The organism is Ancalomicrobiaceae bacterium S20, assembly GCA_040269895.1.
Classification (GTDB): domain Bacteria; phylum Pseudomonadota; class Alphaproteobacteria; order Rhizobiales; family Ancalomicrobiaceae; genus Methyloraptor; species Methyloraptor flagellatus.
On the sequence record CP158568.1, the window covers coordinates 2,447,677 to 2,465,823 of the forward strand.

The 18,147-nt window shown below is 68.5% G+C and carries 14 protein-coding genes; 5 read left to right on the top strand and 9 right to left on the bottom strand.

Annotation, left to right across the window (positions count from 1 at the left end; all coding sequences use genetic code 11):
- The first annotated feature begins 75 nt into the window (after positions 1-75).
- The 5 genes from ABS361_11125 (at position 76) to ABS361_11145 (ending at position 9,004) form a co-directional block, all read left to right on the top strand.
- Entirely contained in the window at positions 76-1,389 is a 1,314-nt protein-coding gene (locus tag ABS361_11125) for an MFS transporter (GenBank protein XBY46710.1), read from the top strand.
- Between the two features lie 294 nt (positions 1,390-1,683).
- The gene (locus tag ABS361_11130) at positions 1,684-2,709 is read left to right on the top strand and encodes a hypothetical protein (GenBank protein XBY46711.1); all 1,026 of its coding nucleotides are present in this window, start codon (positions 1,684-1,686) and stop codon (positions 2,707-2,709) included.
- Positions 2,688-6,347 (top strand): ATP-binding protein, encoded by a 3,660-nt coding sequence (locus ABS361_11135; protein ID XBY46712.1) that lies wholly within the window; start codon positions 2,688-2,690, stop codon positions 6,345-6,347. The genes ABS361_11130 and ABS361_11135 overlap by 22 nt, the downstream gene beginning before the upstream one ends.
- A 136-nt stretch (positions 6,348-6,483) precedes the next feature.
- Entirely contained in the window at positions 6,484-7,338 is an 855-nt protein-coding gene (locus tag ABS361_11140; GenBank protein XBY46713.1) for an alpha/beta hydrolase, read from the top strand.
- Positions 7,339-7,594: 256 nt separating this feature from the next.
- Positions 7,595-9,004, top strand: a complete 1,410-nt coding sequence (locus ABS361_11145; GenBank protein ID XBY46714.1) for a TolC family protein — start codon at positions 7,595-7,597, stop codon at positions 9,002-9,004.
- Positions 9,005-9,131: 127 nt separating this feature from the next.
- On the opposite strand, the gene ABS361_11150 is transcribed toward ABS361_11145, so the two are convergent.
- From ABS361_11150 to ABS361_11190, 9 genes are all read right to left on the bottom strand, one after another.
- A complete protein-coding gene (locus tag ABS361_11150; GenBank protein XBY46715.1) occupies positions 9,132-9,623 on the bottom strand; it encodes a MaoC/PaaZ C-terminal domain-containing protein in 492 nt (163 codons plus the stop codon).
- Positions 9,620-10,429, bottom strand: coding sequence for a beta-ketoacyl synthase N-terminal-like domain-containing protein (locus tag ABS361_11155; protein ID XBY46716.1), 810 nt, complete (start codon positions 10,427-10,429; stop codon positions 9,620-9,622). The genes ABS361_11150 and ABS361_11155 overlap by 4 nt, the downstream gene beginning before the upstream one ends.
- Positions 10,366-10,824, bottom strand: a complete 459-nt coding sequence (locus ABS361_11160) for a beta-ketoacyl synthase N-terminal-like domain-containing protein (GenBank protein ID XBY46717.1) — start codon at positions 10,822-10,824, stop codon at positions 10,366-10,368. Before ABS361_11160 ends, ABS361_11155 begins: the two co-directional genes overlap by 64 nt.
- Positions 10,824-11,105, bottom strand: coding sequence for an acyl carrier protein (locus ABS361_11165; GenBank protein XBY46718.1), 282 nt, complete (start codon positions 11,103-11,105; stop codon positions 10,824-10,826). The genes ABS361_11160 and ABS361_11165 overlap by 1 nt, the downstream gene beginning before the upstream one ends.
- A 232-nt stretch (positions 11,106-11,337) precedes the next feature.
- Complete coding sequence (locus tag ABS361_11170) at positions 11,338-13,473, bottom strand: peptidase domain-containing ABC transporter (GenBank protein ID XBY46719.1); 2,136 nt, start codon at positions 13,471-13,473, stop codon at positions 11,338-11,340.
- Positions 13,470-14,801, bottom strand: a complete 1,332-nt coding sequence (locus ABS361_11175; protein XBY46720.1) for an HlyD family efflux transporter periplasmic adaptor subunit — start codon at positions 14,799-14,801, stop codon at positions 13,470-13,472. Before ABS361_11175 ends, ABS361_11170 begins: the two co-directional genes overlap by 4 nt.
- On the bottom strand, positions 14,788-15,729 hold the full coding sequence (locus tag ABS361_11180) for a hypothetical protein (GenBank protein ID XBY46721.1): 942 nt from the start codon (positions 15,727-15,729) through the stop codon (positions 14,788-14,790). The genes ABS361_11175 and ABS361_11180 overlap by 14 nt, the downstream gene beginning before the upstream one ends.
- Positions 15,730-15,960: 231 nt before the next feature.
- Complete coding sequence (locus ABS361_11185; GenBank protein ID XBY46722.1) at positions 15,961-17,337, bottom strand: aspartate aminotransferase family protein; 1,377 nt, start codon at positions 17,335-17,337, stop codon at positions 15,961-15,963.
- Positions 17,338-17,535: 198 nt separating this feature from the next.
- A complete protein-coding gene (locus tag ABS361_11190) occupies positions 17,536-17,664 on the bottom strand; it encodes a hypothetical protein (protein XBY46723.1) in 129 nt (42 codons plus the stop codon).
- Positions 17,665-18,147: the final 483 nt, after the last annotated feature.

An 18,147-nucleotide genomic window follows, 5' to 3' on the forward strand; every position in this document is an offset into this window, starting at 1 on the left:
GCGCGCGTTCGCGGGACTAGAGCAATCGGCCTCCCGGACGCGGCAGCAGGCCGCCGTGAATACGAGTATCCCCCGATGACCTCCTCCAGCAATTCGATGCCGCCGGTCAATTCCGCGCGGCGCGTGCTGTCGGCGAGCCTGATCGGCACCACGATCGAGTTCTTCGACTTCTACATCTACGCCACAGCTTCAGTGATCGTGTTCCCGAAGCTGTTCTTCCCGGCCTCCGATCCAACCTCGGCGGTGCTGCAGTCCTTCGCAACCTTCTCGATCGCCTTCTTCGCACGCCCGCTCGGCGCCGCGCTGTTCGGCCACTTCGGCGACCGCGTCGGCCGCAAGGCGACGCTGGTCGCGGCGCTGATGACCATGGGCCTGTCGACGATCCTGATCGGCCTCCTGCCGACCTACGCCTCCGTCGGCGTGCTGGCGCCGATCCTGCTCGCGGCCTGCCGCTTCGGCCAGGGCCTCGGCCTCGGCGGCGAATGGGGTGGCGCGGTGCTGCTCGCGACCGAGAACGCCCCGCCCGGCAAGCGGGCCTGGTACGGCATGTTCCCGCAGCTCGGCGCGCCGATCGGCTTCATCTGCTCGAACGGCGGCTTCCTCCTGATGGCGGCGCTGCTGACCGACCAGCAGTTCCTCGCCTGGGGCTGGCGCATCCCGTTCATCGCTTCCTCGCTCTTGGTGATCGTCGGCCTGTGGGTGCGGCTGAAACTAACCGAGACGCCGGACTTCCAGCGCGCCGTCGCGCGCCAGGAGCGGGTCGAGGTGCCGATCGGCAAGGTGTTCGCCGAGCACAAGGCGCTGCTGGCGCTCGGCACGCTCGGCGCGACCGCGACCTTCGTGCTGTTCTATCTGATGACGGTGTTCGCACTGAACTGGGGCACCACGGCGCTGCACTACACCAAGTCGGAGTTCCTGCCCCTGCAGCTCGTCGGCGTGGTGTTCTTCGGCCTGACCATCCCGCTGTCGGCCATCGTCGCGGACCGGATCGGCTATGTGCGCACGCTGATCCTGACCACGGCCGGCATCGTCGTGTTCGGCCTCGCGCTCGGCGCCATCTTCGGCGCCGGAACGACGACCGGCGTGCTCGCCTTCCTCGTCATCGGCTTCGCGCTGATGGGCTTCACCTACGGCCCGCTCGGCACGGCGCTCGCCGAGCCGTTCCCGACCGCGGTGCGCTACACCGGCGCTTCGCTCGCCTTCAACCTCGCCGGCATCCTGGGTGCCTCGCTCGCGCCCTACATCGCCACGACGCTCGCCACGAGCTACGGCCTCGCGGCTGTCGGCTGGTATCTGGCCGGCGCCGCGGCACTGACATTGCTGGCGCTGCTGGCGATGAACCGCGGCGACGACCGCGCCGCCACTTTCGTGCCGGACGAGGTCGTCTGAGCCAAAGGTGCCGCATCGAAACGCGCCTGCCCGAGCCGCCGTCCGAGACCGGACGGCGGCTCTTCTTTTTTGCCCTGGCCGAACTGATATCTTTGTCGATCTTCACTTTTCCCTGGAACCAACCGGCCACCCCGGCGTTGAAACGCGAACATTCTGCAGGGGGGCAGGAATGGGAACGGGTGGAATCCACGTCGACGGCGGCACGCGACGGCGCGCGCGTCGGTGTTTTCGCGTTTCAAGGCCCCTGGTCTCGCCTCGCGTCTCATGGATGAACGGTCGCGAGGTCGGCGGCCGATGAGCAACGGGACGGAAGGCAAGACCCCGGCAGACGGCGGCACTGGCGACGGCGGCACTGGCGACAGCTACGGCGGCGCTCCCGACATCCCGCAGATCCCCGAGCGCAGCGACAGCAACGGGCCGGACACGGCGCCGGCATCCCCCTCCGAAGCGCATACCCGCACGCCGATCGATCCCGATGCCCGGACCAACCGGTTCCTCGCCGGCGGCGGTGAACTCGGCGCGCTGATCCGCTCCTATCCCTGGGGCGAGACTCCCCTCGGCCCGCCGATGGACTGGCCGCAGAGCCTGAAGACCGCCGTCCGCATCATGCTGACCTCGCGCCAGCCGATCTGGATCGGCTGGGGCAAGGAACTGACCTATCTCTACAACGACGCCTACAAGTCGATCATCGGCGGCAAGCACCCGTGGGCGCTCGGCAAGGCGACCTCCGAGGTCTGGCGCGAGATCTGGCCCGAGATCGGCCCGATGCTGGCGACCGCGCTCGGCGGCGTCGAGGGCACCTATGTCGAGGAGCAGCTCCTGATCATGGAGCGCAACGGCTATCCGGAGGAGACCTACTACACCTTCTCCTATAGCCCGATCCCCGACGATCAGGGTGAGCCGAGCGGCATCATCTGCGCCAATTCCGACGACACCGCGCGCGTCATCGGCGACCGCCAGCTGAGTTCCTTGCGCGAACTCGCGGCGCGCACCGTCGATTCGCGCAACTGGCGAGAGGCCTGCGAACGCGGCATGGCCGCGCTCGCGACCAACCCGCACGATCTGCCTTTCGCCCTGCTCTACGTCTCCGATCCGCCCGGCGGCGACCGGCTCGAACTCGCCGGCCTCACGGGTCTCCATCCCGGACATGCCGCCGCGCCCGCGGTGCTGCACGACGACCACGTCTGGCCCCTCGCCCACGCCATGCAATCGGCCGAGACGATCGTGGTCGAGGATCTGGCGCAGCATTTCCCCGACGGGCTGCCGCAGGGCCCTGGCCGCAGGCGCCGAGCCGGGCCGTGCTGCTCCGGCTGCCCGTGACCGGCGAGGCCGGGCGCTCGGGCGTGCTGGTCGTCGGCCTCAACCCGTTCCGCCTGCTCGACGAGGGCTACCGTGGCTTCCTCGGGCTCGTCGTCGGCCAGATTGCCGCCGCGGTCGCCAGCGCCGACGCCTACGAGGAGGAACGCCGCCGTGCCGAGGCGCTGGCCGAGATCGACCGTGCGAAGACGGCATTCTTCTCCAATGTCAGCCACGAGTTCCGCACGCCGTTGACCCTGATGCTCGGCCCGCTCGACGATGTGCTCGCCGACGCCACGGTCTCAGGTGCCGTGCGCCAGAGCCTCGAACAGGCGCAGCGCAACGGCGGGCGGCTGCTCCGGCTCGTCAACAGTCTGCTCGACTTCTCCCGCATCGAGGCCGGCCGCGTCCGCGCGAGCTTCCAGCCGACCGATCTCGCCGCCTTCTCCGCCGAGATCGCCTCGACGTTCGAATCCGCCATGGCCAAGGCCGGGCTCGGCTTCGAGGTCGTCTGCACGGCGCTGCCGGAGCCGGTCTGGGTCGATCGCGAGATGTGGGAGAAGGTGCTGCTGAACCTCGTCTCCAACGCCTTCAAGTTCACGCTCGACGGCGATGTCGAGGTTCGGGTGAAGGTCTCCGACGACGGCAAGGCGGCGGAGACGATCGTCGCCGATACCGGCATCGGCATTCCGGAACACGAGCTGCCGCGTCTGTTCGAGCGCTTCCATCGCGTCGCCGGCGCCAAGGGGCGCAGCTTCGAGGGCAGCGGCATCGGCCTCGCCCTCGTCCACGAGCTGATCAAGCTGCACGGCGGCACCATCGACGCCACCAGCGCGCCGGGGGTCGGCACGATCTTCACGATCCGCCTGCCGTTCGGCCACCGCCACCTGCCGCCCGAGCAGGTCTACGACACGGCCGAACCGGCGGCCCCGGTGCGGGCCAACATCTTCGTCGAAGAAGCGCTGCAATGGCTGCCCGGCGCCGAGGCGAACGCGTCGGATCTCGAACTGGAGTCCACGGTCGGCGTCGCCGGTCCAATCGTGCCGGTCGGGCGCGGCAAGTCGATCCTGCTCGCCGACGACAATGCCGACATGCGGGCCTACGTGGCCCGGCTGCTGCGCGAGCAGGGCTACGCCGTGACCGCTGTCGAGAACGGCGCCCTCGCCTTCGCCGCGGCACGGACGAAGATGCCGGACCTGATCCTGACCGACGTCATGATGCCGGAAATGGACGGCTTCGAGTTGCTCAAGGCCGTACGCGGCAACCCGGCGCTCAGCGCCACGCCCGTGGTCATGCTCTCGGCGCGCGCCGGCGAGGAAGCCAAGGTCGAAGGCCTCGAAGCGGGCGCCGACGACTACCTGACCAAGCCCTTCGTCGCGCGCGAGCTGCTCGCGCGCGTCAACGCCAACATCCAGCTCGCCGACATGCGGCGGGAGGCCAACCGGGCGATCTTCCAGAGCGAGCAGCGCTACCTGCTCACGCAGGATCGCCTGTCGCTGGCGCTCTCGACCGGCCGGGTCGGCGTGTTCGAATGGGATACCGAAGAAGATCGCCTGATCGTTCTCGGGCCGCTCGCGCGATCCTTCGGTGTCCCCCCGGACGAGGCGGCCGGCGGCTTGCCGCTGTCGACCTTCCTCTCCGGGATCCATCCGGACGACCGTGATCCGGTCGTCGCCCTGCTCGCAGCCGCGATCGAGGCCGAAGGCGCGTACGAGGCGACCTACCGGACACTCGGCGACGCGGCCGAGCGGATCATCCTGGCGCGCGGTCGCATCGGGCGCACCGCGGCCGGACGCCTGCACATGGCCGGTGCGCTGATCGACGTCACCGAGGAGAAACAGGCCGAGGCCGAGAGCCGGCGCCGGCAGGTGGCGCTCGAAGAGCAGACCCATGCGCTCGAAGTGCTGAACCAGGCCGCCGCGGCGGTTTCCGGCGATCTCGACCTCGAACGGCTGGTCCAGACCGTCACGGACGCGGGCGTCGAGCTGACCGGCGCGGAGTTCGGCGCGTTCTTCTACAATCTGACCGGTCCCGAGGGCGACCGCTACACGCTTTATACGCTCTCCGGCGCATCGCGCGAGGCCTTCGCGCGCTTTCCCATGCCACGTAAGACCGCGGTGTTCGAGCCGACCTTCGAGGGCCTCGGCGTGGTGCGCTCGGCCGACATCACGGCCGATCCGCGCTATGGCCGGAGTGCGCCGCATTTCGGCATGCCGCGGGATCACTTGCCGGTGCGCAGCTATCTGGCGGTGCCGGTCAAGTCGCGCGACGGCAAGGTGCTCGGCGGGCTGATGTTCGGTCATTCGCGCCCGGACGTGTTCGGCGCGGCGGCGGAGAGCCGCATCATCGGTCTGGCGAGCCAGGCGGCGATCGCGATGGACAACGCGGCACTATTCGCCGCCGTCCAGCGCGAGCTCGCCGAACGCCGGCGCGCGGAAGAGCAGCTCCAGGCGCTGAACTCCGGCCTCGAGGAGAAGATCGCCGAGGAGATCGACCGCCGCATGCGCGCCGAGGAGGCGCTCCGGCAGGCGCAGAAGATGGAGGCGATCGGCCAGCTCACCGGCGGCGTCGCCCACGACTTCAACAACCTCCTGACCGTGATCATCGGCGGGCTCGACACGATCCGCCGCAGCAAGCCCGGCGACGAGGCGCGCATCCAGCGCGCCGTCGACATGGCGATCAAGGGCGCTCAACGTGCGGCGAGCCTGACCAGCCGTCTGCTCGCCTTCTCGCGCCGGCAGCCGCTCGATCCGAAGCCGCTCGATCTCAACCTCCTGGTCCGCGACATGACGGACCTCTTGCACCGGACACTCGGCGAACAGATCGAACTCGAAGGCGTGCTGGCGCCCCGACTCTGGCCGGTGGAGGTCGACCAGAACCAGCTCGAGAGCGCGATCCTGAACCTCGCCGTCAACGCCCGCGACGCCATGCCCGAGGGCGGCAAGCTCACCATCGAGACCGCCAACACGGCGCTCGACGAGAGCTACGTCGCGCTCGATTCCGAGGTGATCCCGGGTCAGTACGTGGTGGTCTGCGTCAGCGATACCGGCACCGGCATGTCGAAGGACGTGCTCGCCAAGGTGTTCGAGCCGTTCTTCACGACCAAGGAGGTCGGCCGCGGCACCGGGCTCGGCCTCAGCATGGTCTACGGCTTCGTCAAGCAGTCGGGCGGCCACATCACGATCTACAGCGAGGAAGGGCACGGCACGACGGTGAAGCTCTATTTCCCGCGCTATACCGGCAAGGAACAGAGCGGCGTGGAGGTGCCGGAGGCGACGATTCCGCGCGGCAGCGTCGGCGAGGTCGTGCTGCTGGTCGAGGACAACGAGGACGTCCGCGCCTACAGCGCCATGATCCTGCGCGAACTCGGCTACGCGGTGCTCGAGGTCGAGCATGCCGAGCCGGCGCTCGCGATCCTCAAGATGGAACAGCGGATCGATCTCCTGTTCACCGACGTGGTGCTGCCGGGCAAGAGCGGCCGCGAGCTTGCCGAGGCCGCGCTGGCGCTCCGGCCGAAGCTGAAGATCCTGTTCACGACCGGATATTCGCGCAACGCCATCGTCCACCACGGCCGGCTCGACGCGGGCGTCAATCTGATCTCGAAGCCCTTCACCTACGAACAGCTCGCCACCCGCGTCCGCGATCTGCTCGACCAGCCCTGAGCCGGCACCGCTCCGGTCCGCCGCCCTCTCGCCCGCTCCGCGCGGCGCGAGAGCGGGTGCAATTGCGCGCGCGAGCCTCTATCAAGGGCTCGGTTGGACCACGGCCGGGGAGCGCGCACTTGAGGACCGGACAGCGATGACGACAAAGGCGATCCTGATCGCGCTCGGCGTGGTCGCCGCGCTCTATGTCCTGGTCGGCCTGGCGATGTTCTTCGGCCAGCGGCACCTCTTGTTCCACCCGGCGCGCGAGACTGTCAGGCCCGAAGAGGTCGGTCTGGCGGAGACCGAAGACCTCGACGTCATGACGCAAGACGGCGAGCGGCTGCGTGGCTGGTGGCTCAAGGGCGAGGGCGACCGGGTCGCGCTGTTCTTCCACGGCAATGCCGGCTCGCTCGCCAACCGGGCCGCGCGGCTCGAGCATCTGCGATCGCTCGGTCTGTCGGTGCTGGCGATCGACTATCGCGGCTATGGCCGCTCGACCGGTACGCCGAGCGAAGCCGGCCTCCTGCGCGACGCGGCCGCCGCTCGCGCCCTCGCCGCCGCGCGCGGCTTCGACGACTGCCGGATGCTCTACGTCGGCGAGAGCCTCGGGAGCGGCGTCGCGCTCGCGCTGGCGCGCGCGCATCCGCCCGCCGGCGTGCTGCTCGACTCGGCCTATTCCGCGATCGTCGACATCGCGGCGGATCTCTATCCCTATCTGCCGGTCCGCCTGCTCATGCGCGACCGGTTCGATGCGGCGGCGTCCCTGCGCGCCGGGATCACGGCGCCGATCCTGATGCTCCACGGCGCGGACGACGAGGTCGTGCCGCTCGCCTATGCCCGACGGCTCGCCGCCGCCGGCGGCGCGAATGTCCGGCTGGCCGAGATCGCGGGCGCCGACCACATCGTGCTCGACACGCCGGAGGGCGATCGTCTCGCCCGCGACTGGCTCGCGGCGCTGCCGAGCCCGCAGAAGTGCCCGGCCAAGCCGATCGACACGCGGGCTCCGTAACGGCGCGACAGCACCGCCCACGCGCCACAGAAGTAAAGAATACGTCAACGCGGCGGCGTCGTGGTTTACGACTTATCAATACACAAAGTATTCCAAGCTTCCAATTAACCCGAAATAAACGATGATCCTATTCTCTGACCGGTGACAAAGCGGAGTACGCACGGCTGGCCTCGTTCTTGGACGATCGGCCATGGAGGTTTCGGTGCGGTTTGCGGGTCCCAGTCGAGAGTACCGGACCGGACGGGCGGAGCGATCCGTGGGCGCGTCGACCGCCGATCCGCGCCCCGTCGCGCCTCCCGTTTCGCCTTCCTCCGTGCTCGCGCGCGCCTCCCGTCTGGGCGGCCGGCTCTGCGCGGCAGTGCTGATCCTCGGCTGCGCGCCCCGGCCGGCCGGCGCCGACGACACGTTTCGCGCGGCGATCCAGCAGGCGATGCGCGACAATCCGACGATCTCGATCGACGACCAGCGTCAGGCGCTCGCCAAGGCGCAGATGCGCGGCGCGATCGACGCCTTCATGCCGACCGTGGCGATCGTCGGCGAACGCATCATCGACAGCAAGATCCGCTACAAGCCGGACATCCCGGTGCCGACCACGGGCGTCGACACGACCGCCCGGCGCGAGCCGAACATCACCGGCATCCAGGCGACGCTGCCGCTCTTCGACGGCTTCAAGCGCTGGAACGATCTCCAGGCGACGATCAAGAAGGTCGACGCCGGCCGGTATCTGTCGGTGGAGGCGCGCCAGCAGGCGCTGCTCGAAACCATCACCGCCTATCTGACCGTGGTGCGCGACCGCGGCATCGTCGAGAGCCGACGCCGCCAGGTCGCGGCCGTCTCCGCAATCGCCGGCCACACCGCCGTGAGCTTCGACACGCAGGACGCCACGCGCTCGGAAGTGGCGACGTCGCGATCGCGCGTCGAGGCGGCGCGGGCCGCGCTCGATCAGGCGCAGGCCGCGCTCGCGGCCTCCGAGATCGAATATGCCCGCATCGTCGGTGCCAAGCCGGGGCGCATGACGCCGCCGCCGCCGCCCGACGTCTTCCTGCCGCGCGATGTCGAGACGTTGCGGCGGCAGCTGCGCGAGGAGAGCCCGCGGCTCGCCGCGTCCCGGCTCAATGCGCAGGCGGCGCGCTACGAGGTCAAGTCGGCCTATGCGGATTTCGCGCCGCGGGTCGACCTGCAATTCACCCACGGTCTCCAGTCCGGTACCGCGCCCGGCTTCGACAGCACGCTCGACACCACGGTCAAGGTGGTCGCGCGCGTGCCGATCTATACGCCGGGCACGTTCCCGCGGCTCGAGGCGGCGCGGGTCGCCAGCAAGCGGGCGGAATACCAGATCGTGGACACCGAACGCCGGTCGCTGTCGTCGGCGGAGGCTCGGTTCACCGAGCGCAAGGGGCTGATTTCGGCGCTCGAACGGGCACGGAAGCGGCTGAGCACGATCCGCGAGGCGGTCGAGGCGCGCAAGATCGAGCAGCAGGCCGGCTTCGGCACGGTGATCGGCCGGCTCGACGCAGAATCCGAGGCGGCGGAAGCCGCGATCAGCGTGCAAAACCTGTCGTTCGAGGCCGATCGCGCCGGCTGGGAGATCGCCGCCGCGCTGGCGCGGATCGGTGACACGCCGGGCGCGACCAGGATCGCCGACGCGGCGGCGCCCCGGAAATAAGCACCTCCACCGCCGTACCGGTTCGGCCCGGGGCGCGACAGGCGCAGCGGTTTGCCGCCGCTCAGGTCGCGTGCGGCGCGCCGATGGGCGCCGATCAGGCCGCGCGCGGCGCGCCGATGGGTCCCGATCAGGCCCCGCGCGGCGCGGCCGGCTCGGCGATCAGGACCAGGGCGGCGACCGTCAGCGCGGGCTTCTCCGCTCCCTCGACCTCGAGCCGTGCGGAGAGCTTGATCGCCCGGCGCTCGGGTCCGACCGACGAGCGGCCGACCAGCGCGAAATGGGCGCGCACCCGCTTGCCCGTCTCGACCGGTCGCAAAAACCGCACGCCGTCGACGCTGAAATTGACCGCGACCCAGTCGGAGGGCAGTCGCACCACCTCGCTCGCGAGGCTCGCCAGCAGCGACAAGGTCAAAAATCCATGCGCGACCGTGCCGCCGAACGGGCCTTCGGCGGCGGCGCGGACCGGGTCGACATGGATGAACTGATGATCCCCGGTCGCCTCCGCGAACAGGTTCACGCGCGGCTGGTCGATCACCTGCCACAGCGACGCGCCGAGCTCGGCGCCGGGCTCGGCCGAGAGCAGATCGACTGCCGTCTCGGATCCGTCGCGCGCACTCATGCCGCGCTCCGCAGGCGCCGGAAGGCGAGCGAGGCGTTGAGCCCGCCGAAGGCGAAGGAGTTCGACAACGCCGCGTCGATGCGCATCGGCCGGGCCGCGCCGGGAATGCAATCGATCGGGCATTCCGGATCGGCTTCGAGGAAGCCGGCCGTCGGCGGCGCCAGATTGTTGCGCATGGCGAGCACCGTCGCGACCGCCTCCAGGCCGCCCGAGGCGCCGAGCGCGTGCCCATGCACACCCTTGGTCGAGGTGGTCGGCGGGCAGGCATCGGCGCCGAACACGGCCCTGAGCGCCTCGACCTCGGCGATGTCGTTGGCGCGCGTGGCGGTGCCGTGCGCGTTGATCCAGTCGATCGCCTGCGGTTCGATCCCGGCCGCCGCGAGCGCGTCGCGCATCGCCGCGGCCATGCCGTCCGGCGAGGGCGCGAACAGGTCGCGGGCATCGGCGCCGGCGGCCCAGCCGGCGAGTTCGATGTCGTCGGCGCGGCCGCGGGCCCGGGCATGCGCCTCGGCTTCCAGAACGATGATGCCGGCGCCTTCCGAGATCATCAGGCCGTCGCGGCCTTGCGAGAACGGCCGGCACACGGTCCGGCTCATCACCTTCATCGCGTCCCAGGCGGTGAGCGTGCCGTGATCGAGCGGCGCCTCCGTGCCGCCGGTCACCGCGACATCCACCACGCCCGCGCGGATCAGTGCCGCCGCCGTGCCGATGGCATGGGCCGATGACGCGCAGGCGCTCGATGTCACGAAACAGGGACCGCGCGCGCCGAAGGCGATCGAGGTCCAACTCGCGGCGCCGCTCGCCATGGCGCGGGCGACCGCGAGCGGGTGCGCGCGCTTTTCTCGGCATAGAGCCGGCGGAACTGCTCATCCATAGACGACAGGCCGCCACCGCCGCAGCCGAGGATGACCGCGACCCGCTCCGGCCGCGCAAACGGCGTCGTGAGCCCGGCATCGGCGAGCGCCTGCCCGGCCGCCGCGACTGCAAAAACGCCCGAGCGGTCGAGCGGCGCCAGCGAGGGCAGCGGCAGATCTCGCGCATGGTCGTCGCCGATGACGGCACCGACCCGAATGCCGGTTCCCGGCGACGAGGCCGCCTCGGCGAAGGCGCCCGTTCCGGCGACGAGGTTCGCCCAGAACGCCTCGACCGAGGTCCCGGCCGAGGACACCACGCCGAGACCGGAGACGACGACGCGGCGCATCACGCCACCGCCAGGTGACGCTTCTTGGCGATCATGGTGGCGAAGTCGCCGATCGTGTGCGGGCGGTCTTCGGTGGTGTTGGCGTTGAAGTCGACCTCGACGCCGAACGTATCCTCGATCTCGAAGATGTATTCGACGACGTCGAAGGAATCGATCCCGGCTTCCTGCAAGGTGGTGGCCGCCGACCAGCCCTCGCCGGACTGCTTGGTGGTGGTGCGGAGCATGTCGATCAGCTTGGCGACGATGGCGTCGACACTGTCGTAGGCCGTGGTCTCGCTCATGATTCCGGCTCCTGTCAGGCGATCCAGCCCCCGACAACCTGCCGGGGCCACGATCGAACTCTGACCATCTCTTAGCATAATTCGCTTAAAACTTGAGTGAATTCCGGAATTTACCTTAACTCGCGGGCGATCTATTGGCGCGATCGTCTTAAATATTCGCATCCCTGCATAAATCCGCGCGACCGCCGTCCCCCTGGCACGGTCCGGATTGCGAACCGACGCCGAAGGTCGATCAGGCCGGTTCGAGCAGTTTCGGCGTCGCCGGCAGTTCGAGCGGGGTGAGCACGCCGTCCTTCAGGCGATAGGCGCGATCGACATAGGCGAGCACGCGCTCGCTGTGGGTGACGAAGATCTTGCCGCCCGGCAGCTTGCACAGGCTCTCCAGCAGATCTTTCTCGGTCGCGGCATCGAGGTTGGCGGTGATCTCGTCGAACAGCATCAGGCGCGGTTGCCGGGCGATCGCGCGCGCGGCGAGCACGCGGCGGCGCTGGCCGGTGGAGAGCAGCGAGTTGTTGTTGGCGACGACGGTCGCCATGCCCTGCGGCAGGGCCTCCATCTCGCCGTCGAGACCGACGATCGACAGCGCCTGGCGGATGCGGTCGATCGGCATCTCCGGATCGAACAGGCTGACGTTCTCGGCGATGGTGGCGGTGAACAGGCCGTCCTCGGCGAAGACGGCGCCGAGATTGGCGCGGAACTCCATCTCGCCGAAGCGGGCGAGCGGCTGGCCGTCGACCAGCATCACGCCGGTCGACGGTTGCGCGATGCTGGCGATGACCTTCAGGAGCGACGATTTTCCCGAGCCGGACTCGCCGACGATCGCGATATGCTCGCGCGCCTCGACATCGATGCGGAGCGAGGCATCGCGCACCACCGGCCGCTCCTCGCGGCCGAACGAGATCGACACATTGCGGATCTCGACGTCGCGGCGGATCGCCTTGCGGATCACCACGGCCTTGGCATTCACCTCCGGCTCGGTCTGGATCACGTCCTCGAGCCGGCGCACGTGCGACTTGATCACGGTCAGGTGCATCAGGTTGGTCGTCAGCGTGTCGACCATGGTGAAGAACGTGCCGCGCAACGCGAAGAACGCGTAGAGCATGCCGATCGTCATCTCGTTGAGCAGCACCGAGGCGACGCCGGCGTAGAGCGTCGCGACCGTGCCGAGCACGACGACCAGATGCACCGCGAGCTGGGTGTCGATCTGCAGACGCCGCGAAACGAAGTCGCGGGCGGCATAGCGCGACAGCTTCTCGAACCAGCGCTGTTCGAACCGGGTCGAGACGTTGTGCGCCTTGATGGTCTGGATGCGATCGAGGCCGTCGAGCAGCACGCTGACCTCCTCGGTCTTGGCGGTCAGCGCCTCGGTGGTCGCCTCGCGCGTACGCCGCAAGAAGGTCGTGCGCAGGCCGATCGCAACGGCGAGCGTGCCGAGCACCATCAGGGTCATCGGCACCGAATAATAGAACATCAGCGCGACGGAGATCGTCGAGACGCCGGCGTCGGCGAGCGACTTGATCATGCCGTCGCTGGCGAAGGCCTTCACCTGCTCGACCGAATTGAGCCGCGTGATGAAATCGCCCGGATGGCGTGCCTCGAAATAGCGCAGGGGCAGCCGCAAGCCGTGGCCGACCACCGAGCGGGTGAACTGCAACTGCATGCCGAGCGAGGATCGCAGGATGATCATGTCGCGCAGCCAGTTGCCGATCGCCTCGAACACCATCAGCGCGGCGAGGCCGATCGCGATGATCGACAGCAGGTCGAGGTCGGACTGCGGCAACACGAAATCGAGCGAGACCTGCAACAGGATCGGCGAGGCGAGCGCGAGCAGGCCGATCGCGATCGAAAGCGACAGGACCTTCCAGAAAGCCGCCCGGAAGCCGCCGGTCGACTTGATCAGATCCCAGAGCGAGAGGCCGTCCTTGGAGACGATCTTCTCGAGCGACACCCGCGGCTCGACCTCGAGCACGACGCCGGAGAAGTGCTTCTCGAAGTCCTTGCGCGAGAACGACCGGCGGCCGACCGCCGGGTCGTGGATCACGTAGCGGCCGCCGGAAATCCGGTCGAGCACGACGTAGTGCCGGCCTTCCCAGTGCAGGATCGCCGGCAGTTTCAGGCCGGCGAGATCGTCGGTGTTCTCGACCGCGAGGCCGCGCGCGTCGAAGCCGAACACGCCGGCGAGGCCGTAGAGCTCGGCGAGCGACATGCCGCCCATGAAGATCGGGTGCACCGATCGCATGTAGGGCAGATCGACGTTGTGGCCGTAGGCGTTGGCGATCATCGCCATGCAGGCGAGGCCGCATTCCTGCTGCTCGGCCTGCAACAGCGTCCGCACGCGCGGCTTGTCGGAGAAGAACGGCAGGCTCATGTGCGGCCCCTCATCGCGAAGATCGGATCGAGCACCCAGTCGATCAGACGGCGTTGCTCGACCACGACGTCGGCGGTCAGGGTCGACCCGATCAGGATCGGGCGCTCCTCGCCATAGGCCGAGATGGTCCGGTCCTCCGGCTCCACCTCGATCAGGAACTTCGATTGCGGCGGCGGACGCGGCCCGGCCTTGGCGAGCGCGAGATCGAGGCCGGGGTTGGCGTCCTCGTCCTTGGGCAGGCTCAGCGGCTGGCGGCCGATCGCGATGATGCGGCCGTATTTCACGCCGAAGGTCTTGTAGGGAAAGGCGTCGTACTTCAGCACGACGCGCTGGCCCATGGTCAGCAGACCCATGGTCTTCGACGGCGCCTGCAGGCCGATCGTGAACGGGGCGTCGGGATCGCCGATCGCCGCGATCGTGTCGCCGACCTTGACCTCCGAGCCCTCGCGCACGTTGATCGCGGCGATCTTGCCCTTGATGCCGACAATCACGTCGACCGAAATCGCGGTCTTAGCCCGCTCGATGCGGCTGTCGAGCTCGGCGAGCGCGCGGGAGAGCTGCGACAGCTCGTTGGCGTTAGCGGTCTTGTTCTGCTGCAGGGTGCGGCGGCGCTCGATCTGGGTGGTGACGACCTGCGTCATCTGCAAGCGCACTTCGAGCAGCTGGCGGGTGTAGTCCTGCTTCACCCGCTCCTGCGCGGTGACGTTGTCGCGGGTGACGTAGCCGACCTTCAGATGGTTCTGCAGCTTGCGGACGATCTCCTCCTGCGAGGCGAGCGCGGTCTTCAGCCCGGCCTCCTGCTTGCGGAGATTGTCGCTGATGCGGCCGAGATTGGCCTCCAGTTCGTCGAGATCCTTGGCGTCGTGCGACATGACCGACTGAAGGTCGGCCATCTGCTTCTTGATGTTGACGCGCTGCTCGTTGAGCGACTGCACCTCGGCCTGCGACAGCGGCGTCGCACCGGTCGAGGTCTGCTGCGGCGTGATCGTGACGATGCGCTGGCCGCTCTCGACGTCGCCGCCCTGCGGGATCCAGACCTTGGTGATGGTGCCGTCGAGCGTCGCGACGATGCGCTGGCTGCCCTTCGAGCCGAGCACGATGCCGCGCATCGTCTCCTGCTTGGCGAAGGTGCCGACCCACAGCGCCACCATCAGGAAGCCGGCGAGCGCGACGAAGAACAGCACCAGAAGGTTCGAGGCGGTGTCGCGTCGGAACTCGATCGACGACGAAAGCTCATGGAGCCCCGTGACCTCGAACCGGTCCATCATGCCGGCGGGCTTCACCGGCCGGCGGCCGATCAGGCGCGCGACGATGTTAGAGATCGGCATGGGCACCGACCTTTCGGAGCGCGGGCGCGCCGCCAGGGGACGGTGCGCGACCGACCCAAGGATAGAACTCCAGGATGCGCGTCCACATGTGCCACTGGGCCGGATCGATTTTCACGAAATCCTCGATCTGGCGCGCCATCGCGGCGGCGAGCGCCCGGCGATCCTCGGGGGTGTTGCTCGCCACCTCGAAAGGCTGGCCAAACACGATCTCGTCGCGGGCGAGCAGCGAGCGGACCGTCATCGGCAGCACGACCGCCTTCAGCATCCGCGCCATGGCGTCGAGGCCGAAGGCGATGGCCGCCTCGTGGCCGAACAGCGAGACCTCCGCCGGCGAACCGTAGCTCTGCGGCAGATCGATCAGCGAGACGACCACGCCGCCCTTGCGGATGAAGCGCATCCCGTCGACGAACTCGGCTTCGTTGCGGGTATTCATGATCCGGACTTCGCTGGCGATCTCGCGCATGCGGTCCATGGCGACATTGTTGCCGGCGAGGTCGTCGCGGGCGCGCAGGACCAGGAGGCGGCGGCCGGCGAAATACTTCCACAGCACGTAGGTGATGCCGAACGGAAACGAGCCCATGTGCATCGGCGCGAGGATCACGACGTCGGCCGAGCCGGCGATCCGCTCGACGAGCGCGGGGTCGCTGACCCGGACGCGCGCGACATCCTCCGTCATCTGCCGGTGCGAGCGGCAGATGCTGGCGTACCACTCCATGATCAGGAGCAGATCCTGGAAATCGTGCTCGAGGGCCATGCGGCGCGCCTCGGCGGTGCCGACCTTCAGGAAGCGCTCGAAAGCGGGTTCGAGATCGAAGCCGACCTGACCGCGCAGCGGCAGCGTGCCGCGCCAGAGCGCGCGCAGGATCACGCGCCGCACCGAAAGCGGCAGCCGAGCCAGGATCTTGACCAGTTCGAGGACACCGTTCATGGGGCGCGCTGCGGTCTTCTGTTCCTCGCTCGGAGGTCGATGGTCTACGCTCGTCCGGCTCCTCGTCACGATCGGGAGCCGGCGGGCGCACGGCGGCGCGAGCGGCAGCCCGTCACGATCGGACGACGCACCCGCCGCCTTGTCGACCGCGCGACTGAACAACCTTACGAGGCATGGTTTAAAAATGGTCTAACCGCCGGTCGCCGCAGGGATCGCGACGGCACGACCGGATCAGTCGGACGACAATTCGGCCGCGACATAGTCGAGCACCGCGCGCAGTGTCGACACGATCTGGTCGACCTCTTCGCGGGTGATGATGAAGGGCGGCGAGACCAGGATCCGGTCGGCGCTCGCCCTGACGATCACGCCGCGCATGATGCAGAAGTTGCGGACGATCATGCCGATGTCGTGCGGCCGCGAGAACCGCGTGCGCGTGGCCTTGTCGATGACGATCTGGACCGCGCCGAGTAGGCCGGTCGAGACCGCCTCCCCGACCATGACATGATCGGCGAGCGAGCCCCAGCGTTCCGCGAAATAGGGGCCGATGTCGTCGCGGATGCGCTCGACCAGCCGCTCCTCCTCGAGGATGCGAAGGTTGGCGAGCGCTGCGGCGGCCGCGACCGGGTGGCCGGAATAGGTGAAGCCGTGATGGAACTGGCCGGCCTGATTGGTCAGCACGTCGGCGACGCGGTCCGCCACGATCACCCCGGCGATCGGCTGGTAGCCGGACGACAGACCCTTGGCGATCACGCAGAAATCCGGAGTGAGACCATAGTGCTGGAAGCCGAACCAGGAGCCGAGGCGACCGAAACCGGTGATCACCTCGTCGACGGCGAGCAGGATGTCGTACTTGCGGCAGATGCGCTGGATCTCGGGCCAGTAGCTCGCGGGCGGCACGATGATGCCGCCGGTGCCCTGAACAGGCTCGGCCACGAAGGCGGCGACGCGCTCCGGACCGAGCTCGAGGATTTTTTCCTCGAGTTCGCGGGCGCGGGCGAGGCCGAATTCCTCCGGGCTGAGATCGCCGCCCTCGACGTACCAGTGGGGCTGACCGATGTGGACGATGCCGGGGATCGGCAGATCGCCCTGCTCGTGCATGTGCTTCATGCCGCCGAGGCTAGCGCCCGCGACGGTGGAGCCGTGATAGGCGTTATGGCGCGCGATGACGATCTTCTTGTCCGGCTGGCCGAGCGTCGCCCAATGGACCCGCGCCATGCGCAGCCAGGTGTCGTTGGCTTCCGAGCCGGAGTTGGTGAAGAAGACGCGCGATAGACCGGGGCCGGCGAGCCGCGCGATCTCGGCGGCGAGGCGCGCGGTCGGCGCGGTCGTGGTGGCGAAGAAGCTGTTGTAGTAGGGCAGCGCGTCCATCTGCGCGACCACCGCTTCGGTGATCTCGCGTCGGCCATAACCGACGTTGACGCACCAGAGGCCGGCGAAGGCGTCGAGATAGCGCTTGCCCTCACCGTCCCAGACATAGACGCCCTCGCCGCGCGTCATCACCCGGACGCCGCCTTCGACGAGTTCTTTCATGTCCGCGAAAGGATGGAGGTGATGGGCCGTGTCGAGGGCGGCCAGATCGCGGATCGGCTCGCGTGAGACTTCCAGCATGGGATCACCTCCCGTTCCGCGTTATGCGGCGCGCCTCGCGGTCGAGACCGGCGCGTTGTGCCGGCACGCGGGACAGAGGCCGCGGGCCTCGCCTCGTCCGCATGGGTTCGGGCGAGACCGTTGTCGGGTCGGGCCGGGCTCGATCCGTGTCGCCCCCGGCCCGACATACCTCGGCATGCACCGAGGACCGTCAGCCTATCAGCTGCACTTGCCGCAGTTCGACGGCTTCGGGGCGCACGGCGACGGAGCCGGGCCGCCCTTGTCACGACCGCACGGGCCACCGCCGCCAGCGAGCTGCTTCAGGGCGTCGAGCTTGAGTTCCTTCATTTTCCTATCTCCTCTGGAGACGACCCCACTCCCGGGCCGACGAGAAACAACTCCCATTTCACGGGACGTTTTGCAATGAATTGAGTCAATTAATACTAACAGGGACAATAGAGTTAACGAATAAGCAAGGTATTTAACTTTTTGAATTTAACAAGAGCCAACGAACATCGATCGACAATGGCGCGCCAGACGGCGGAGAGCCGGCGGCTTGAGTTCGGGCGCGTCGACAAGCGCAGCCGCATCCGGCGCGCAACGTGGCGCTGGCGCCACGGAAATCCCCAAGCCGAGAAGCGGAGCAGGTCTCGCGTTCCCCGTTCAACCCGCTGCCAAGCCGCAGCCCAACCCGCTGTGCAGGGGGCGGCCATATCGGGTCGGGCCGGGTTCGATCGATGTCGATCCCGGCCCGACGAGCCTCAGCGAACGCCGAGGACCCTCAGCTTATCAGCTGCACTTGCCGCAGTGCGACGGCTTCGGGGCGCACGG

What these genes read in the sequence shown, in the direction of transcription:
- ABS361_11140 (XBY46713.1), top strand. Translation starts at nt 6,484, where the DNA reads ATGACGACAAAGGCGATCCTGATCGCGCTCGGCGTGGTCGCCGCGCTC.
- ABS361_11180 (XBY46721.1), bottom strand. Translation starts at nt 15,729, where the DNA reads ATGAACGGTGTCCTCGAACTGGTCAAGATCCTGGCTCGGCTGCCGCTT.
- ABS361_11190 (XBY46723.1), bottom strand. Translation starts at nt 17,664, where the DNA reads ATGAAGGAACTCAAGCTCGACGCCCTGAAGCAGCTCGCTGGCGGCGGT.
- ABS361_11125 (XBY46710.1), top strand. Translation starts at nt 76, where the DNA reads ATGACCTCCTCCAGCAATTCGATGCCGCCGGTCAATTCCGCGCGGCGC.
- ABS361_11185 (XBY46722.1), bottom strand. Translation starts at nt 17,337, where the DNA reads ATGCTGGAAGTCTCACGCGAGCCGATCCGCGATCTGGCCGCCCTCGAC.
- ABS361_11160 (XBY46717.1), bottom strand. Translation starts at nt 10,824, where the DNA reads ATGCGCCGCGTCGTCGTCTCCGGTCTCGGCGTGGTGTCCTCGGCCGGG.
- ABS361_11150 (XBY46715.1), bottom strand. Translation starts at nt 9,623, where the DNA reads ATGAGTGCGCGCGACGGATCCGAGACGGCAGTCGATCTGCTCTCGGCC.
- ABS361_11130 (XBY46711.1), top strand. Translation starts at nt 1,684, where the DNA reads ATGAGCAACGGGACGGAAGGCAAGACCCCGGCAGACGGCGGCACTGGC.
- ABS361_11155 (XBY46716.1), bottom strand. Translation starts at nt 10,429, where the DNA reads ATGGCGAGCGGCGCCGCGAGTTGGACCTCGATCGCCTTCGGCGCGCGC.
- ABS361_11170 (XBY46719.1), bottom strand. Translation starts at nt 13,473, where the DNA reads ATGAGCCTGCCGTTCTTCTCCGACAAGCCGCGCGTGCGGACGCTGTTG.
- ABS361_11165 (XBY46718.1), bottom strand. Translation starts at nt 11,105, where the DNA reads ATGAGCGAGACCACGGCCTACGACAGTGTCGACGCCATCGTCGCCAAG.
- ABS361_11175 (XBY46720.1), bottom strand. Translation starts at nt 14,801, where the DNA reads ATGCCGATCTCTAACATCGTCGCGCGCCTGATCGGCCGCCGGCCGGTG.